Origin of the sequence: Nonomuraea helvata (assembly GCF_039535785.1) — a bacterium.
GTDB classification, from domain to species: Bacteria; Actinomycetota; Actinomycetes; order Streptosporangiales; family Streptosporangiaceae; genus Nonomuraea; species Nonomuraea helvata.
On sequence record NZ_BAAAXV010000001.1, the window covers coordinates 167,735 to 181,930 of the forward strand.

The window sequence follows — 14,196 nt, forward strand, 5'->3', positions numbered from 1 at the left end:
ACAACGAGGTGAACCATGATCAACCGAATGATCCGTACCGCGGCGGCGGCGGGAATCGCCCTGGGAGCCCTGCTCGGACTGGGCGCCACGACGGCTCACGCCACCGACGGCGACCCCTCCCCCTGGACTGTGGCGGGCGACCCCTCCCAGTGGGGCTGATCCGGAGAGGGGTGAGGAAGCCATGACAAGCATCGGAAACCCGCCCACCGGACACGCCGTCGTCGCGGGAGCGGGGATCGGCGGACTCCTGGTGGCCCGGGTGCTGAGCGAGACGTTCGACCGGGTCACGGTGATCGACCGTGACGCACTGCCCGCCCAGGGTGTCCCCCGGCGGGGTGTGCCGCAGGGGTACCACGCGCACGGGCTGCTGTCCCGGGGCTGTGAGATCCTCGAGGACCTGTTCCCCCGGCTGACTGCGGACCTGGTCGCGGCGGGCGCCACCACCTGCGACATCCAGGACGACGTCCGCTGGTACAACGACGGCCGGCTGCTGCGCCCCGCGCCTTCGCGGCTGCGTGGCCTGACGGTGAGCCGGCCGGAACTCGAACGGTATCTGCGCTCCCGGGTCGCGGATCTTCCCGGCGTGGTGATCCACGAGCGCTGCGAAGTGATCGAGCCGATCGCCGGCAGGGACGGCGTGGTCACCGGAGTACGTCTGCAGCGTTCGGGGCACCGGCCCGAGGACATGGCGGCCGATCTCGTGGTGAACGCCGTGGGCCGGGGAAACCGGGGCGCGGAGTGGCTGCGCCGGCTGGGATACGAGCCCGCGCCGGAGGAACGTGTCGACTCCCGGCTGCAGTACGTTTCACGTGAGTACCGGCGCCGGCCGGGCGACGCCGACTTCATCGCCATGGTGGTGGGGCACAGCGCGTCGGTCCCCAGGGGCGGGGTCGCCCTCAGCGGGGAGGGAGACCGCTGGCTCGTCACCCTGTTCGGCATGGGCGACGACGTCCCGCCCGTCGACCGGGACGGGTACCACGGGTTCGCCGCCCGGCTCCCGGTCCCGGACCTGCACCGCCTCCTGGAGCGCCTGGAACCGCTGGGCGAGCCGCGGCGGATGCGCATCCCGGTGAGCATTCGGCGCCGCTACGAACGGCTGGACCGTTTCCCCGAGGGCTATGTGGTGTTCGGTGATGCCCTGTGCCAGTTCAATCCCAGCTACGGGCAGGGCATGACCGTGGCCGCCTGCGAGGCTGTCGCCCTTCGTGAGTGCCTGGAGGACGGCCGGCGCGACGGCCTGGCCCGCCGCTTCTTCGAGCGGGCCGCGCGGATCATCGACGTGCCCTGGGACCTGTCGGTCGGTGGTGACCTGCGGTTCCCGTCCGTCGAGGGTCCACGCCCGCTGCGGGTGAAGCTGCTCAACCGCTACATCACCCGCCTCCACGTCGCCGCGGAGGCGGACCCGGTGGTCGGGCACGCCTTCCTGAGCGTCGCCAACCTGCAGGCCCCTCCACAGCGCCTGTTGTCGCCCGGCGTCCTGGCCCGGGTGCTCCGGCCGCGTCCCAGCGTCGGCCCGGCCGACCCCAGACTTCCGGCCCGGGAGCAGGTCCCGGCCGGTCAATGACGTCGCGGCTCATCCTGAGCCCCGGCATCCGAAACCGAGAACCGTCCCCAAGGGATGGAGAGAAAGGACACCATCATGTTCAAGAACATCACCGCGGGCATCGTGCTGGCGACCGCCGTGGCCGGTGGGCTGACGGCCATCGCGGCCCCGGCCTCGGCGGCGACGGCCGGCGCGGGCAACGCGGTCTGGGTCGAGCCCGGCGCCACCAGATCCTTCCTGGTCATGTGCCCTTCGTACGCCCCCACGATGCTGACCGACACGATCAAGGTCACCGCCGGCGACGGGGTGTCGGTCTCGACCAGCCTGGACACGACCTCCGACGCGTTCAGCCGCGACAAGCTCACAGTGACGGCCGCGAACGGAGGCGCCGTCCGCCGGTACGTCTCGGTCACGGCCACCTGCTCGAGCTGACCGGCTCCGGCCACCCCCTTCCAGCCCCCTTCCTGGGCCGCAGCCCTTCGGTTACCCTCGCATGAGATCTTCATAAAGGTGCGAGAGGGGCGCCGATGGGTGGGGTCGCTCCCGATATCGTGCGGTTCGGGGTGCTCGGTCCTGTCCGGGCCGAGCTGGCGGGACGGGCGGTCGGCCTGGGGGGTCTGCGGCAGCGGGCGGTCCTGGCTGTCCTGCTGATCGCCAGGGGCAGGATGGTCTCCGCCGAGCGGATCACGTCCCAGGCGTGGGAAGGCTCCCCGCCCTCCACGCCGACGACCCTCCACGCGTACATCTCCCAGCTGCGCCGGGCCCTGGAGCCGGAACGCTCGCCCGGCGCTCCGCCCCGGCTGCTGGTCCGTGAGGGGACGGGATACGCGCTGCGGACTGATCCGTCCGCAGTCGACGCCGAGCGCTTCGCCGACCTCGCCGTGGCGGGGCGGCGGGCTCTGGACGGCGGCCGACCGGGCTCCGCCGCGGAACTACTCACCGAGGCACTGGAGCTGTGGCGTGGTCCCGCCTACGCGGACTTCGGCGGGGCCGGCTTCGTCTTCACGGAAGCGGCCCGGCTGGAGGACCTGCGTGCGGCCGCGTCCGAGGACCGGCTGGCCGCCACCATCGACCTGGGCAGGCACGCCGCGGCCGTCGGCGAGCTGGAGGCGCTGGTGGCCGAGCAACCGCTGCGGGAACGCGGCTGGGAGCTGCTCGTCCTGGCCCTGTACCGGTCCGGGCGGCAGGCTGACGCGATCGCGGCGCTGCGCACGGTACGGCGTCGGCTCGCTGACGAGCTGGGCATCGACCCAGGACCCGCGTTACGCGACCTGGAGTCCGCGGTGCTCGCCCAGGACCCCCGGCTCGACCCGCCGCCCGCCCGCTCCGCCGGAACCGTCGGCGCTCACGTCGGTGGGGCTCACGTCGGTGGGACCACTCCCGCCACCACCAGTCCCCGTATCCCTTCCGCCGCTCCCGCCGCTCCCGCCCGCCGTTCGGCGACGGCGCCCGTCGGTAACCTGCCGTTCGCGTTGTCCAGCCTCGTCGGACGCACGGACGACATCGCCGCCGTGGAGCGTCTGCTGGCCGAGTACCGGCTCGTCACCCTCACCGGCCCGGGCGGAGTGGGCAAGACACGCCTCGCGCTGGAGACGGCCAGAGGCCGTACCGACGTCACCGACGGGCCCTGGCTGGTCGAACTGGCCGGACTCACCTCACCCGAGCTGCTGCCCGCCACGATCGGCGCCGCCGTCGGCATCCCCGGGGCATCCTCAGCCGAAGACCTGTCGGCCGTGCTCGCCGGGCGGCGATTACTGCTGGTCCTCGACAACTGCGAACACCTGCTGGACGAGGTCACCACCCTGACCGGTGTGCTGCTGAGCCGATGCGGCGACCTGCGGGTACTGTCCACCAGCCGCGAAGCGCTGGGCGTGGAGGGCGAGGCGGTCTACGAGGTACGGCCGCTCGACCCTGACGGGGACGGCGCCGAACTCTTCCGGGAACGGGCTGCCGCGGGCCTGGCCACCTGGTCCCCCGACGAGGACGACCTCGACCGGATCCCCGGGCTCTGCGCCGGTCTCGACGGCATTCCGCTCGCCATCGAACTGGCCGCCGCGCAATGCCGGATGCTCTCCATCGGCCAGATCGCCGACGCCTTGGAGAACCGCTTCGACGTACTGGTCGGCGGCCCTGTCGACCTGCCCGCCCGGCATCGTGCGCTGGAGTCCGCCATCGCCTGGAGCCACCGGCTTCTCGAACCCGGGGAACGGCGGCTCTTCCACCGGCTGAGCGTGTTCGCCGCCGGATTCGACCTCGACGCCGCGGGCGCGGTCGGAGACCAGGCTCCCGTGCTGCCTCCCTTGTCGGCCCTGGTCCGCAAGTCGCTGGTCGGTGTCGAGCCCGGGACCGCGCCACGCCGCTACCGGCTGCTGGAGACGCTGCGTCAGTACGCGCTGCGGGAACTCGACCTGGAGGACCTGGCGCGGACCCAGCAACGGCACCGCGCCTGGGTGCTGGCCCAGGCGGAGAGCGCCGAGCGCCGGCTCCACGGCCCTCAGGCGGCCGTGCTGCTGGGCCGGCTGACCCGGGAGCAGCCGGAGTTCCGCGCCGCGTTCGCTTCCGCGCTGGCGGCCGGGGACGGCGACTACGCGCTGCGATTGGGCGGAGCGCTGTACTGGTTCTGGTACCGCATGGGCCACATCGCCGAAGGCCTGTCGTGGATGTCGAAGGCTTTCGCCGCGGCGCCGTACGCCGAGCCGGCGGTCCGTGGGAGGGCCCGGCTCGCCGTCAGCGGGCTCAGCTACCTGGCCGGGAAGCCGGCGCAGGCGTACGAGGCCGTCGTGCTGGCGGAGCAGGAGGCACGGGAGGCCGGTGACCTGATGGTCGAGGCTTCCGCACGGATCTACCAGACGCACTTCGGCGTACTCGCCGGAATACCCGTTGACGCTCCGGCGCTCGCCCGCAGCGCGGTCGAACTCGCCCGGCGTGCCGGCGAGGACTGGCTGGTGGCCGAGGCGCTGATGGTCCAGGGCACGCTCGCCCGCGTTCTAGGAGATCTCCCGACCGCCGCCGCGGTCCTGGCCGAAGCCGTCGCGACCGCCGACTCCTGCGGCCACGACTGGGCGGCCGGCTCGTCCGCGTGGGCCGTCATGAAAACCGCGTGCGATCGTGGCGACGGTCGGCGTGCCCTGGAGGTCGCCGGCGGCATCCTGAACGCGCTCGACCGTCACCAAGACGTCACCTCCAGGCTTGTGCTGATCCACACCGCCGCCCACGCCCTCGTGCTGACCGGGCAGGCCGAGCAGGCGGCCGTGCTGATGGGCGGAGTGGAGGCCGTCGGCCGCCGGGTGGGCTTCTCTCCCGAGTTGATGGACCCGGTGGATGGTCCCCGCGAGGCCGCCGCCGTACGCGCAGCCCTACCGCAGGACGAGTACGAACGCCTGACGGCCCAGGGACGCGACCTGTCCCTGGAGGAACTGACCACCCTCCTGGTGGATCTGCTCAAGATCCGCTGACCGAGGCCGGATCGCTCACCTCTTCGCGACGTCGTGCACGAGGTGCGTCACGCGGTCCCCCCGGATGATCTGGGAAGGGTTGTCGAGCAGGATCGGATCGGCGGGCCTGTCGCGAAGAACGGACGGCCCGAGCCGCAGTGCCTGGGATCCGATCGCCGGCGTAGTCGTGAGCGGCGCTGATGGCCGCGACTGCGGGGAGTGGCTGGCCAGACGGCCGTCCGGCCGTCGATCAAACGTGGGCGAAGCACTGGGCCAAAACACCCACTTAGACAGGCCGGCGGCGCCGGGCGGGTACGTACGGTGAGGAATCCGCATGGTGTGCCCCTTTGTGGCGTGGTTGACCAGCGCAGGCCATGGTGAGGCGACATCGTGAGCGCAGCGTTAACCCCCACGTCGCGGCACTGCGGCGGGTCAGCTCGCTGTGGCGAGTACGGCGGACAGGAACGCGGCCGTCGCCGCCGTCGACCGGAGTACGTCGATGCGCGCCCAGTGGCGGATCACGGCCTTCCAGTCGGCCGGTGGAGCGTCGGCCCGCCAGTCGTCGACCTTGATGTTGATCGGCACCGTCCCCAGGAACGACAGCAGCAGGAACACCACCATCGCGATCAACGTCGCCCACCGCAGGGCCAGCCCCGGACCGGTGACGACCACGAGGGCCGTCACGGCGAGGGCCGCGGCGGGCAGCATGACGATCGGCACCACCACGCGCAGACGGCGTACGAGGGCTTGGCGTGCGAGCAGGTGCGTGTGGTCGTCCAGGCCGGCCAGTGCCGGATGGACGCCGTAGCGGACGATCAGCTCCTCGCCCGCGAGGATGCCGGTCAGGAACAGGCCGGCGTACTGCACCAGCTCACCGGTCATGTCGCGCCTTCCGGGTCGAGCGCCACAGCGGTGCTGCCGGCGGCGTGCTCACGACTGCGTACCAGAGGTGGTGGGGCGCGGGTCGGGCGTGACGTGCACGACGGTGTACAGCGCGGGGTGCGCGGACACCGCGTTCCAGCCGCCTGCCTGCCCGCCGCTTTGCCCGGCGTCTTCGCGTCGGCTGGGGCCGGCGAAGTACTTGTCGAACGCCGCCTGCCAGTCCTCGACGCTGTCCCAGCGGGCGATGTTGATGACGGGGTACGTCGCGTCGGGGTCGAGGGACCGGTGCAGGCGGGTGCCCCGGAAGCCGGGCGCGTCCTTGGCGGCGGCGATGCCGGCCTCCCACTGGCCGACGAACCCGTCGACCATCTCGGCGGGCATCGAGAACAGGTTGATCAGGACAAGGGGCTCACTCATGAGACGGCTCCGATCCGTTCGACTGCAATTTCTACTGACACTGAAACATTACGGTGACTGAAGATTGCCGCGCAAGAAGGCGAGCGACACTACTTTCAGTCGCTGGAAAATTACAGGCTCGGAAACTACAGTTGGGGCATGAGCTCGCCCACGGTGGACTGGTGGACGTCCGAGGCCCCCGGCACGGAGGGACTGCGCGAACGCAAGAAGCGGCTGATGCGCCAGCAGCTGACCGACACCGCCACCACCATGTTCCTGGAGCGCGGGTTCGACTCGGTGCGCGTCGCCGAGATCGCCGAGGCGTGCGGGGTGTCGGAGAAGACCGTCTTCAACTACTTCCCCAGCAAGGAAGCGTTGGTCCTCGACCTCCCCCAGGCCACGATGGCCGCGCTGCGCACCGGGCTGGCACGGGCCGACCGCACCCCGACCGAGGCGGTGCTGGAGATCCTGGCCGGCGAGCTGGACGCCTTCCTGTCCTGGCTGGCCGCGCAGCCCGACCCGGCCCAGGCCGGCGCGAGGATCCAGAGCTTCAACGCGATGATCCTGTCCACGCCCTCACTGCGCGCGCACTACCGGGACATGACCGAGCAACTCGCCACGGTCGCCTCCGAAGCGCTCGCCGCCCGGACCGGGACCGACGTCGACGATCCGCTGTGCCAGATCGCGGCCACCGCACTGCTCGGGCTCTGGCGCGTCCAGTTCAGCGCGCTGCGCAGGAGCGTGGACGGCGAGCACACACCCGCGCAGGTCCGCCACGCCGTCACCACCGCCGTACGCGGCGCGGCCCGGCTCATCGAGGGCGGGCTGGCGGACTTCGGCAACAGCCCCGGTCCCCGGCCCGGCCGGACAGCCGATGGCGTACCGCTCGAACACGCCCCCGGCGGGCTGGGGTGAAGTGTCCGAGGGCGGGGGCTGCCTGAGGTCACTGAGCCCCACCTCACCATCGTCCGGTGAGATGGCCGTACGGACCTCGGCGCAGCGCACCCGGGTCGCCCCGACGAAAGCGGACCACGCCTGACGACCGGGTGAGCCGTGCCGGCGATGTAGGCGTCTAGCCGTTCCTGCGTGGTGGCGGGGTCGGCGATCAGCACCTCCCGCTCGGTCTCACCGCGGATCGCCCGAGTGACCAACGGGCACCGCCGGCAAGCCTCGACGCCGACCTGTGTCCACCAGGTGCAGCGCGGCCTCAGGTCGCAGCGTGGCACCGCATGGTCGCTTGCCGGCGGTTGGAGGATCATGATGCGGTCGATCAACCGCCGACTCCGGCGCGTCCACCGGACCGCTGGGACGCCACGTCCGGCCGACATGGTCATCGTTGTCATCGCTGACCGTCATCGAATCACCATTCACCCTTCGGCTCCGTCGTCGTGGCCTTCACGCGCACGGTCGTGCCCCTCCGATGCACCCGCTCGATACGAACGGCGGCAAGATGCGGGAACACGACCGCCAACAGCTCCATGATCGACACAGAGCAGCGTCCCGACACCGGCACCCGCCCGCATCCGGCTCGACATAATTGTGATCCTGGAAGGACGGCTGATCACGGAAAGTGGGCCAGACCCTCTCCAGAGCCGGTGCGGAGAGCTCGATCAGGAAGGCCGGATGATCGCCATTCTGGTCACGGTCAGCTCCTCGATGGCGAACCGCGGCCCCTCCCGCCCGATCCCGGAGTCCTTCACCCCGCCGTACGGCATGTTGTCCGCCCGGAACCCCGGCACCTCGTTGACCACCACTCCCCCGGCCTCGATCCGCTCGATGGCGGCGAAGGCCGTGGCCAGCGACCGGGTGAAGACCGCCGCGTGCAGGCCGTACCTGGACCGGTTCACGGCGGCGAAGGCGGCGTCGATGTCGGGCACCGAGCGCACGACCACCACGGGCCCGAAGATCTCCTCGTCCCAGACGGCTGCCCCGTCGCCGACACCGGCGAGCACGGTCGGGGCGATGGCCCGGCCCTCGCGGCGCCCGCCCGTGACCGCCTCGCCGCCGGACCCGGCGATCCACTCCAGCACGCGGTCGGTGGCGGCCTGGTCGATGAGCGGGGCGACGCGGGTCTCGGGAAGGCGGGGGTCGCCGACCGCGACGTTCTTGACGCGCTCGGCCAGCAGGGACACGAACCGCTCGCGTACGGGCTCCTCGACCAGCACCCGCTGGACGGAGATGCACGCCTGGCCGGAGGCGTAGTAGCCGCCGCGCACGACGGCGTCGGCGGCGGCCTCCAGGTCGGCGTCGGCCGCCACGACGAGCGCCGCGTTCGACCCCAGCTCCAGCAGGACCTTCGTGGGGGCGGCGTTGCGGGCGATGGCGTGCCCGGCGGCGGCCGAGCCGGTGAACGAGACCGCGCCGATCCGCCGGTCCTCCACCAGCGCCCGGCCGACCTCGACGTCCCCGGTGACGAGCTGCACGGCTTGCGGGGGGAGCGCGTTCGCCGAGCGGATGAGGTGCGCCAGCCAGAGCGTGGCCAGCGGGGTCGCGGGCGCGGGCTTGACGATCACGGGGCAGCCCGCGGCCACCGCGGGAGCGATCTTGTGGGCGGCGAGGAGCAGGGGGTAGTTGAAGCCGGTGATCCCGACGACCACCCCGATCGGTCGGCGCGTCCAGAACCCGATCAGTCCCTCGCCCGAGGGCAGCAGGTCGAGCGGCACGGTCTCGCCGTGCAGCCTGGCGACCTCCTCGGCGGCCGTGGCGAGGGTGACGAGCGTCCTGGCGACCTCGACCTTGCAGTCGACCAGAGGCTTGCCGGTCTCGAGCACCAGCAGCCGCTCGAACTCCTCGCGGTTGGCCTCGACGGCGTCGTGGGCCTGCATGAGGGCGGCACGGCGGGCGTGCGACGGCAGCGCCGCCATGGCGGGCGCCACGGCGAGCGCCTCCTCCACGGCCCGCTCGGCGAGGGCCTTTGTGCCTCTCGGAGCCTTGGCCACCACGGAGCCGTCGTAGGGGAAGGTGATGTCGTCGGTCTCCGCCGTTGCCACCCATCCGTCGCCGATGGGCAGGCCGGAGGGCCATGCGGTGTCGATGGGCAGGCCGGAGGGCCACGCGGTGTCGATGGTCATGAATGCTTCCGTTGGGCGCTGGGGAACACGTCGAGGTACGCGGGCGCGTCCTCGCGGCCGGTGGCGGCGAGGACGGCGTGCGCGATGGCGCGGCTGAACACGTCGGCTCCGGCGGCCAGGATCTCCTGGAGAGCGTCATGGCCGGGCTCGGGGCGGGCGCAGGTCGCCAGGGCGAAGATCGTGTCGCCGTCGGTCATGGTGTGCGCCGGTCTGATCGCCCTGGCCAGGCCGTCGTGGGCCACCGCGGCGAGCTTGCCGCACTGCGCCTTGGTGAGGGTGCGGTCGGTGGCCACCACGCCGATGGTGGTGTTGAACGACGGGGCGTTCTCGGGCTGCCAGGCTTCGATCTCCTCCTGGAGCGGGGGCCGCAGGTAGTCGAACTCGCCCGGGAGGCCGTACCTGGCGCCCGCGACGGTGCCGTCGCGGGGGTCGAGGACCGAGCCCACGGGGTTGGCCACGACGAGGGCGGCCACGGTGGTGCCGTCCGCGAGCACGACGCTCGCCGTCCCCACGCCTCCGGCCAGGCCGCCGGCCTGCGCCCCGGTGCCCGCGCCGATCGACCCGCTGGCCGTACCCGGTGCGACCGCCCCACCGATCGACCCGCTGGCCGTACCCGGCGCAACCGCCCCGCCGTTCGACGCACCGCTCAGCGGTAGCCCGCCGCGTGCGCTCGCCTTCCTCTTCCTCCTCCCCAGAGGGACCCCCGCCGCCAGCGGCGGGAGAGCCGCGTCACCCGCGTCCGCCACCCCGGAGAGGGTGAATGGCGCACCGCCGTCAGGGGCGACGGCCGCGTCGTAGGCGGCCGCGCCGAACGTCGCGTCCGGGACGGCGCGGAACGTGCCACCGCGCCCCAGATCGAAGATGACCGCGGCCGGGACGATGGGCACCACGCCCCCGGCCACCGGGTACCCGATGCCCGCGTCCGCCAGCCGGTCCATCACCCCGCAGGCCGCCGACAGCCCGTACGCGCTCCCGCCGCTCAGCACCACGGCGTGGACCCGCGAGACCAGGTTGCGCGGGTCAAGCAGCTCCGTCTCGCGGGTACCGGGGGCGGCGCCCCGCACGTCGACCCCCGCCACGGCCCCCGAGGGAGGGGCCAGGACGACGGTCGTGCCCGTGAGGTGGCCGCCGCCCACCCGCTGCGCGTGGCCGACCCGGAGACCGGACACGTCGACCAGCGAGTTGGAAGGCCCCGGACGCATCAGAGGTCACCGTTCAGGAACCGCCGGGCCGCCTCGGCGAAGACACGGGTGCACTGGACGATCTCGGCGACCTCCACGAACTCGTCCGCCTGGTGCGCGATCCACTTCCCTCCGGGCCCGTACACCACCGAGGGGATGCCGCCCCAGTGCGTCAGCACGGTCCCGTCCGTGGACCCGGGCACCCCGCCGTAGACGGGCTCCTCCCCGGTGACCGCGCGGTGGGCGGCGGCCAGCGCGGCCACGACCGGGTCGGACACGGGCACGTCCACCGGCGGCCGGTCCACCAGCACCGACACCTCGGCCGCGACCCCGTCGTACGAGGCCAGCGAGGCCACCCGGTCGGCGATCAGCTTGTGCTCGACGCCGGGGATCGTCCGCACGTCCACGAACACCGACGCGAGCGCCGGGATCACGTTCACCTGCTCCTCGGACCCAGCCCGGAGCACGGTCGGCGTGACGTACACCTCGCCGAGGTGCTCGTGCGCCGGATGGCGGTCCTGCAGCTCCTCCTGCAGCGACCCCAGCCCCACCAGCAGCGAGCCCACCGCGGGAAGGGGGTTGCGGCCGTGCTGCGGCATGGCGCCGTGCGCCATCTTGCCGGTGAAGTCGACCCGCAGCCGCAGCGCCCCCTTGGCGACCGCGCAGATCTCGCCCGCCTCGGGCTCGGCCACGATCGCGCCGTCCACGTCGGCGGTGAGCCCTTCGGAGACGAAGTGGTGCGCGCCGATCATGAGGCCTTCCTCGTCGGCCAGCGCGCACACCTTGATCCGGCCGGGGAACGGTCCAGCCAGCTGCAGCGCCCGGGTGGCGTACAGGGTGGCGGCCAGGCCGGACTTCATGTCGGCGCTGCCCCGCCCCCACAGCTTCCCGTCGCGGATCTCCCCGCCGAACGGGTCCACGGTCCAGGTGGACAGGTCGCCCTCGGTCACCACGTCCGTGTGGCCCTCGAACATCAGCGTCGGCCCGTCACCGCCGCCGCCCTCGACCACGGCCACCACGTTCGGCCGGTCGGGCTCGACCTCGTACACGGTGGGCTGCCAGCCCCATTCGCGCATCCTGGCCGCCACCAGCTCGGCGGCGGCCCGCTCGCGCCGCCCCGGGTCGTTGGTGCTGGGGATCCGCACCAGCGCCCGGGTGAACTCCACCACTCCGTCGGCATCGACGTCGATCAAAACAATCCCTCCAGAGTCGGTACGGCCTGCAGCAACGTACGCGTGTAGGGGTGGGCGGGCGCGGCCCAGACCTCGTCCACCGGCCCGCTCTCCACGATCTCCCCGCGGCTCATCACCGCGACCGTCTCGCACACGTGCCGCACGACGGACAGGTCGTGCGAGACGAACACGAGGGTCAGCCCCAGCTCGTCCACGAGGTCGGCCAGCAGGTTGAGTATCTGCCCGCGCACGGACACGTCCAGGGCGCTCACCGGCTCGTCGGCGACCAGCACCTTGGGGCGGGGCGCGAGCGCGCGGGCGATGGCGATGCGCTGCCGCTGGCCGCCGGAGAACTGGTGCGGGTACCGGTCGGCGGCCGACGCGGGCAGCCCGACCTCCTCCAGCAGCTCGGTCACGCGGCCGCCGACCGGCAGGCCGAGCGCGACGAGCGGCTCGGCCACGAGGTCGCGGACGCGCATGCGGGGGTCGAGCGAGCTCATCGGGTCCTGGAAGACGATCTGCAGGTTCTCCCGCAGGAAGCGCAGCCGCCGCTCCGGCCTGCCGACGATCTCCTGCCCGTCGAACCGGATGGATCCGCCGGTCGGCTGGTCGAGCCCGCAGAGCAGGCGCAGCAGCGTCGACTTGCCCGAGCCGGACTCGCCCACGATGCCGTACCGCTCGCCCCGCCCCACCGTGAGGGAGACGTCCTTGAGCGCCTGCACGGCGGCGCCCGGCCTGGTGAGCGAGGTGCGCGGCCGGTGGTAGACGCGGCTCAGGTTCCGGGCCTCAATCAGCGGGGTGCCAGCATGCGAAGGCATGGCCGTCTCCTGTCAGCGCCGGTACGGTCTCGCACGTGGGGGTGGCCTGCGGGCAGCGGTTCCGGAAGACGCAGCCGGCGGGGAAGCGCCCGGCCGGCGGGACGCTGCCCTTGATGGTGGGCAGCCGGGTGCCGCGCGGGGTGAGCCTGGAGGCGGCCAGCAGGCCCTCGGTGTAGCGGTGGCGGGGGCTGGTGAAGACCTCGCGGATGGGGCCGCTCTCGACGACGCGCCCCCCGTACATGACCAGGACCCGCTCGCAGACGGAGGCCACGACGGCGAGGTCGTGGGTGATGAACAGCAGCGCGGGCGCGACCTCGGCGATCAGCTCCAGCATCTGCTTCTGCACGGTGACGTCGAGCGCCGTGGTGGGCTCGTCGCAGATGAGCAGGCCGGGCTCGTTGGCCAGGGCGATGGCGAGCATGACGCGCTGCCGCTGGCCGCCGGAGAGCTGGTGCGGGTACGCGCGGGCGATCTGCTCGGGATCGGGCAGTCGTACGCGTTCCAGCAGCTCGGCCGCCTTCCGCCGGGCCTGCGGGCGAGGTGTGCCGTGCAGGGTCATCACCTCGGCGACCTGGGCGCCGATGCGCATGAGCGGGTTCAGCGCGGTCATCGGCTCCTGGAAGACCATGGAGACGTCCCGGCCGCGCAGCCGCTTCAACCGGCTCTCCGGCACGCCGACCAGGTCGTTCCCGCCCATCGTGGCCCTGCCCACGGCGGTGACGCCCTCGGGGAGCAGGCCCATGAGGGAGAGCGCGGTCAGCGACTTGCCGGAGCCGGACTCGCCGATCAGCCCGACGCGCTCGCCGGGCGCGATGTCGAACGACACCTCGTGCACCAATTCCAGGGAATCGGCCCGTACCGTCAGCCCCTCAACTCTCAGCACGGATCCTCCTGAGCTTCGGGTCGAGGAAGTCGCGCAGGCCGTCCCCGAGGAGGTTGAAGCCGAGCACGGCCAGCGCGATCGCCAGGCCCGGCCAGAGCGCCAGGCGCGGCGTCGCGAACAGCAGCTCCTGCGACTCCTGCAGCATCCGCCCCCACGACGGCGTGGGCGGGCGGGTGCCGAAGCCGAGGAACGACAGCGCCGCCTCGGCCAGGATCGCGATCGCGAACGACACCGACGCCTGCACGATGAGCACGGAGCCGATGTTCGGCAGCACGTGCCGGACGGCGATGGCCGTGCGGCGGCGCCCGGCGGCCCTGGCGGCGAGGATGTAGTCGGTCACCATGACCTGGAGCGTGGCGGCGCGCGCCACCCGGGCGAACGCGGGCACGGTGGCCACGCCGATCGCGATCATCGCGGTGAGCGTGCCCGCCCCGTAGACCGCGCCGAGCATGACGGCCAGCAGCAGCGCGGGGAACGCGAACACCAGGTCGTTGACCCGCATGATCAGCTCGGAGAGCCAGCCGCGCGGCGTCATCCCGGCGACCACGCCGAGCGGCGTGCCGATCACGGCGGCGATGCCGACGGCCACGATGCCGACGTACAGGGTCGTCCTGGCGCCGACCATGAGCTGGCTGAACGTGTCGCGGCCGAACTTGTCGGCCCCCAGGAGGTAGCCGCCGCCCGGCCGCTGGAGCTTGCGCGCGGCGTCCACGAGCGTCGGGTCGTGCGGCGTCCAGAAGAACGACACGACCGCCGCCAGCACCACGAGCCCGACCAGCAGGCCGCCGACCACCAGCCCGGCGTTCACGCGGCCCC

The 14,196-nt window shown here is 72.5% G+C and carries 14 protein-coding genes; 5 read left to right on the top strand and 9 right to left on the bottom strand.

Features of this window, described 5'->3' with window-relative positions; all coding sequences use genetic code 11:
• The first annotated feature begins 15 nt into the window (after nt 1-15).
• The 4 genes from ABD830_RS00705 (at nt 16) to ABD830_RS00720 (ending at nt 4,998) form a co-directional block, all read left to right on the top strand.
• Nucleotides 16-159, top strand: coding sequence for a hypothetical protein (locus ABD830_RS00705; RefSeq protein WP_344984230.1), 144 nt, complete (start codon nt 16-18; stop codon nt 157-159).
• A 22-nt stretch (nt 160-181) separates the two neighbouring features.
• A complete protein-coding gene (locus ABD830_RS00710) occupies nt 182-1,564 on the top strand; it encodes an NAD(P)/FAD-dependent oxidoreductase (protein WP_344984231.1) in 1,383 nt (460 codons plus the stop codon).
• A gap of 75 nt (nt 1,565-1,639) precedes the next feature.
• Nucleotides 1,640-1,975, top strand: coding sequence for a hypothetical protein (locus ABD830_RS00715; protein ID WP_344984232.1), 336 nt, complete (start codon nt 1,640-1,642; stop codon nt 1,973-1,975).
• 95 nt (nt 1,976-2,070) lie between these two features.
• Nucleotides 2,071-4,998, top strand: a complete 2,928-nt coding sequence (locus tag ABD830_RS00720) for an AfsR/SARP family transcriptional regulator (protein ID WP_344984233.1) — start codon at nt 2,071-2,073, stop codon at nt 4,996-4,998.
• A gap of 411 nt (nt 4,999-5,409) precedes the next feature.
• Here ABD830_RS00720 and ABD830_RS00725 read toward each other — a convergent pair whose 3' ends face one another.
• Complete coding sequence (locus ABD830_RS00725; protein ID WP_344984234.1) at nt 5,410-5,859, bottom strand: DUF1772 domain-containing protein; 450 nt, start codon at nt 5,857-5,859, stop codon at nt 5,410-5,412.
• Nucleotides 5,860-5,907: 48 nt separating this feature from the next.
• A complete protein-coding gene (locus tag ABD830_RS00730) occupies nt 5,908-6,276 on the bottom strand; it encodes an antibiotic biosynthesis monooxygenase family protein (protein WP_344984235.1) in 369 nt (122 codons plus the stop codon).
• A gap of 138 nt (nt 6,277-6,414) precedes the next feature.
• Between ABD830_RS00730 and ABD830_RS00735 the strand changes: the two genes are divergently transcribed.
• Complete coding sequence (locus ABD830_RS00735) at nt 6,415-7,170, top strand: TetR/AcrR family transcriptional regulator (protein WP_344984236.1); 756 nt, start codon at nt 6,415-6,417, stop codon at nt 7,168-7,170.
• Nucleotides 7,171-7,615: 445 nt separating this feature from the next.
• Here ABD830_RS00735 and ABD830_RS00740 read toward each other — a convergent pair whose 3' ends face one another.
• The 7 genes from ABD830_RS00740 to ABD830_RS00770 form a co-directional block, all read right to left on the bottom strand.
• Nucleotides 7,616-7,744 (bottom strand): hypothetical protein, encoded by a 129-nt coding sequence (locus tag ABD830_RS00740; protein ID WP_344984237.1) that lies wholly within the window; start codon nt 7,742-7,744, stop codon nt 7,616-7,618.
• A 121-nt stretch (nt 7,745-7,865) separates the two neighbouring features.
• On the bottom strand, nt 7,866-9,326 hold the full coding sequence (locus tag ABD830_RS00745) for an aldehyde dehydrogenase family protein (RefSeq protein WP_344984238.1): 1,461 nt from the start codon (nt 9,324-9,326) through the stop codon (nt 7,866-7,868).
• The gene (locus tag ABD830_RS00750) at nt 9,323-10,528 is read right to left on the bottom strand and encodes a P1 family peptidase (RefSeq protein ID WP_344984239.1); all 1,206 of its coding nucleotides are present in this window, start codon (nt 10,526-10,528) and stop codon (nt 9,323-9,325) included. Before ABD830_RS00750 ends, ABD830_RS00745 begins: the two co-directional genes overlap by 4 nt.
• The gene (locus tag ABD830_RS00755; protein WP_344984240.1) at nt 10,528-11,700 is read right to left on the bottom strand and encodes a M20 family metallopeptidase; all 1,173 of its coding nucleotides are present in this window, start codon (nt 11,698-11,700) and stop codon (nt 10,528-10,530) included. Before ABD830_RS00755 ends, ABD830_RS00750 begins: the two co-directional genes overlap by 1 nt.
• Entirely contained in the window at nt 11,697-12,497 is an 801-nt protein-coding gene (locus ABD830_RS00760; protein ID WP_344984241.1) for an ATP-binding cassette domain-containing protein, read from the bottom strand. The genes ABD830_RS00755 and ABD830_RS00760 overlap by 4 nt, the downstream gene beginning before the upstream one ends.
• Nucleotides 12,466-13,380 carry an ABC transporter ATP-binding protein gene (locus ABD830_RS00765; RefSeq protein WP_344984242.1) on the bottom strand — a complete coding sequence of 305 codons (915 nt, stop codon included), beginning with the start codon at nt 13,378-13,380 and terminating at the stop codon, nt 12,466-12,468. The genes ABD830_RS00760 and ABD830_RS00765 overlap by 32 nt, the downstream gene beginning before the upstream one ends.
• Complete coding sequence (locus ABD830_RS00770; RefSeq protein ID WP_344984243.1) at nt 13,367-14,188, bottom strand: ABC transporter permease; 822 nt, start codon at nt 14,186-14,188, stop codon at nt 13,367-13,369. Before ABD830_RS00770 ends, ABD830_RS00765 begins: the two co-directional genes overlap by 14 nt.
• Nucleotides 14,189-14,196: the final 8 nt, after the last annotated feature.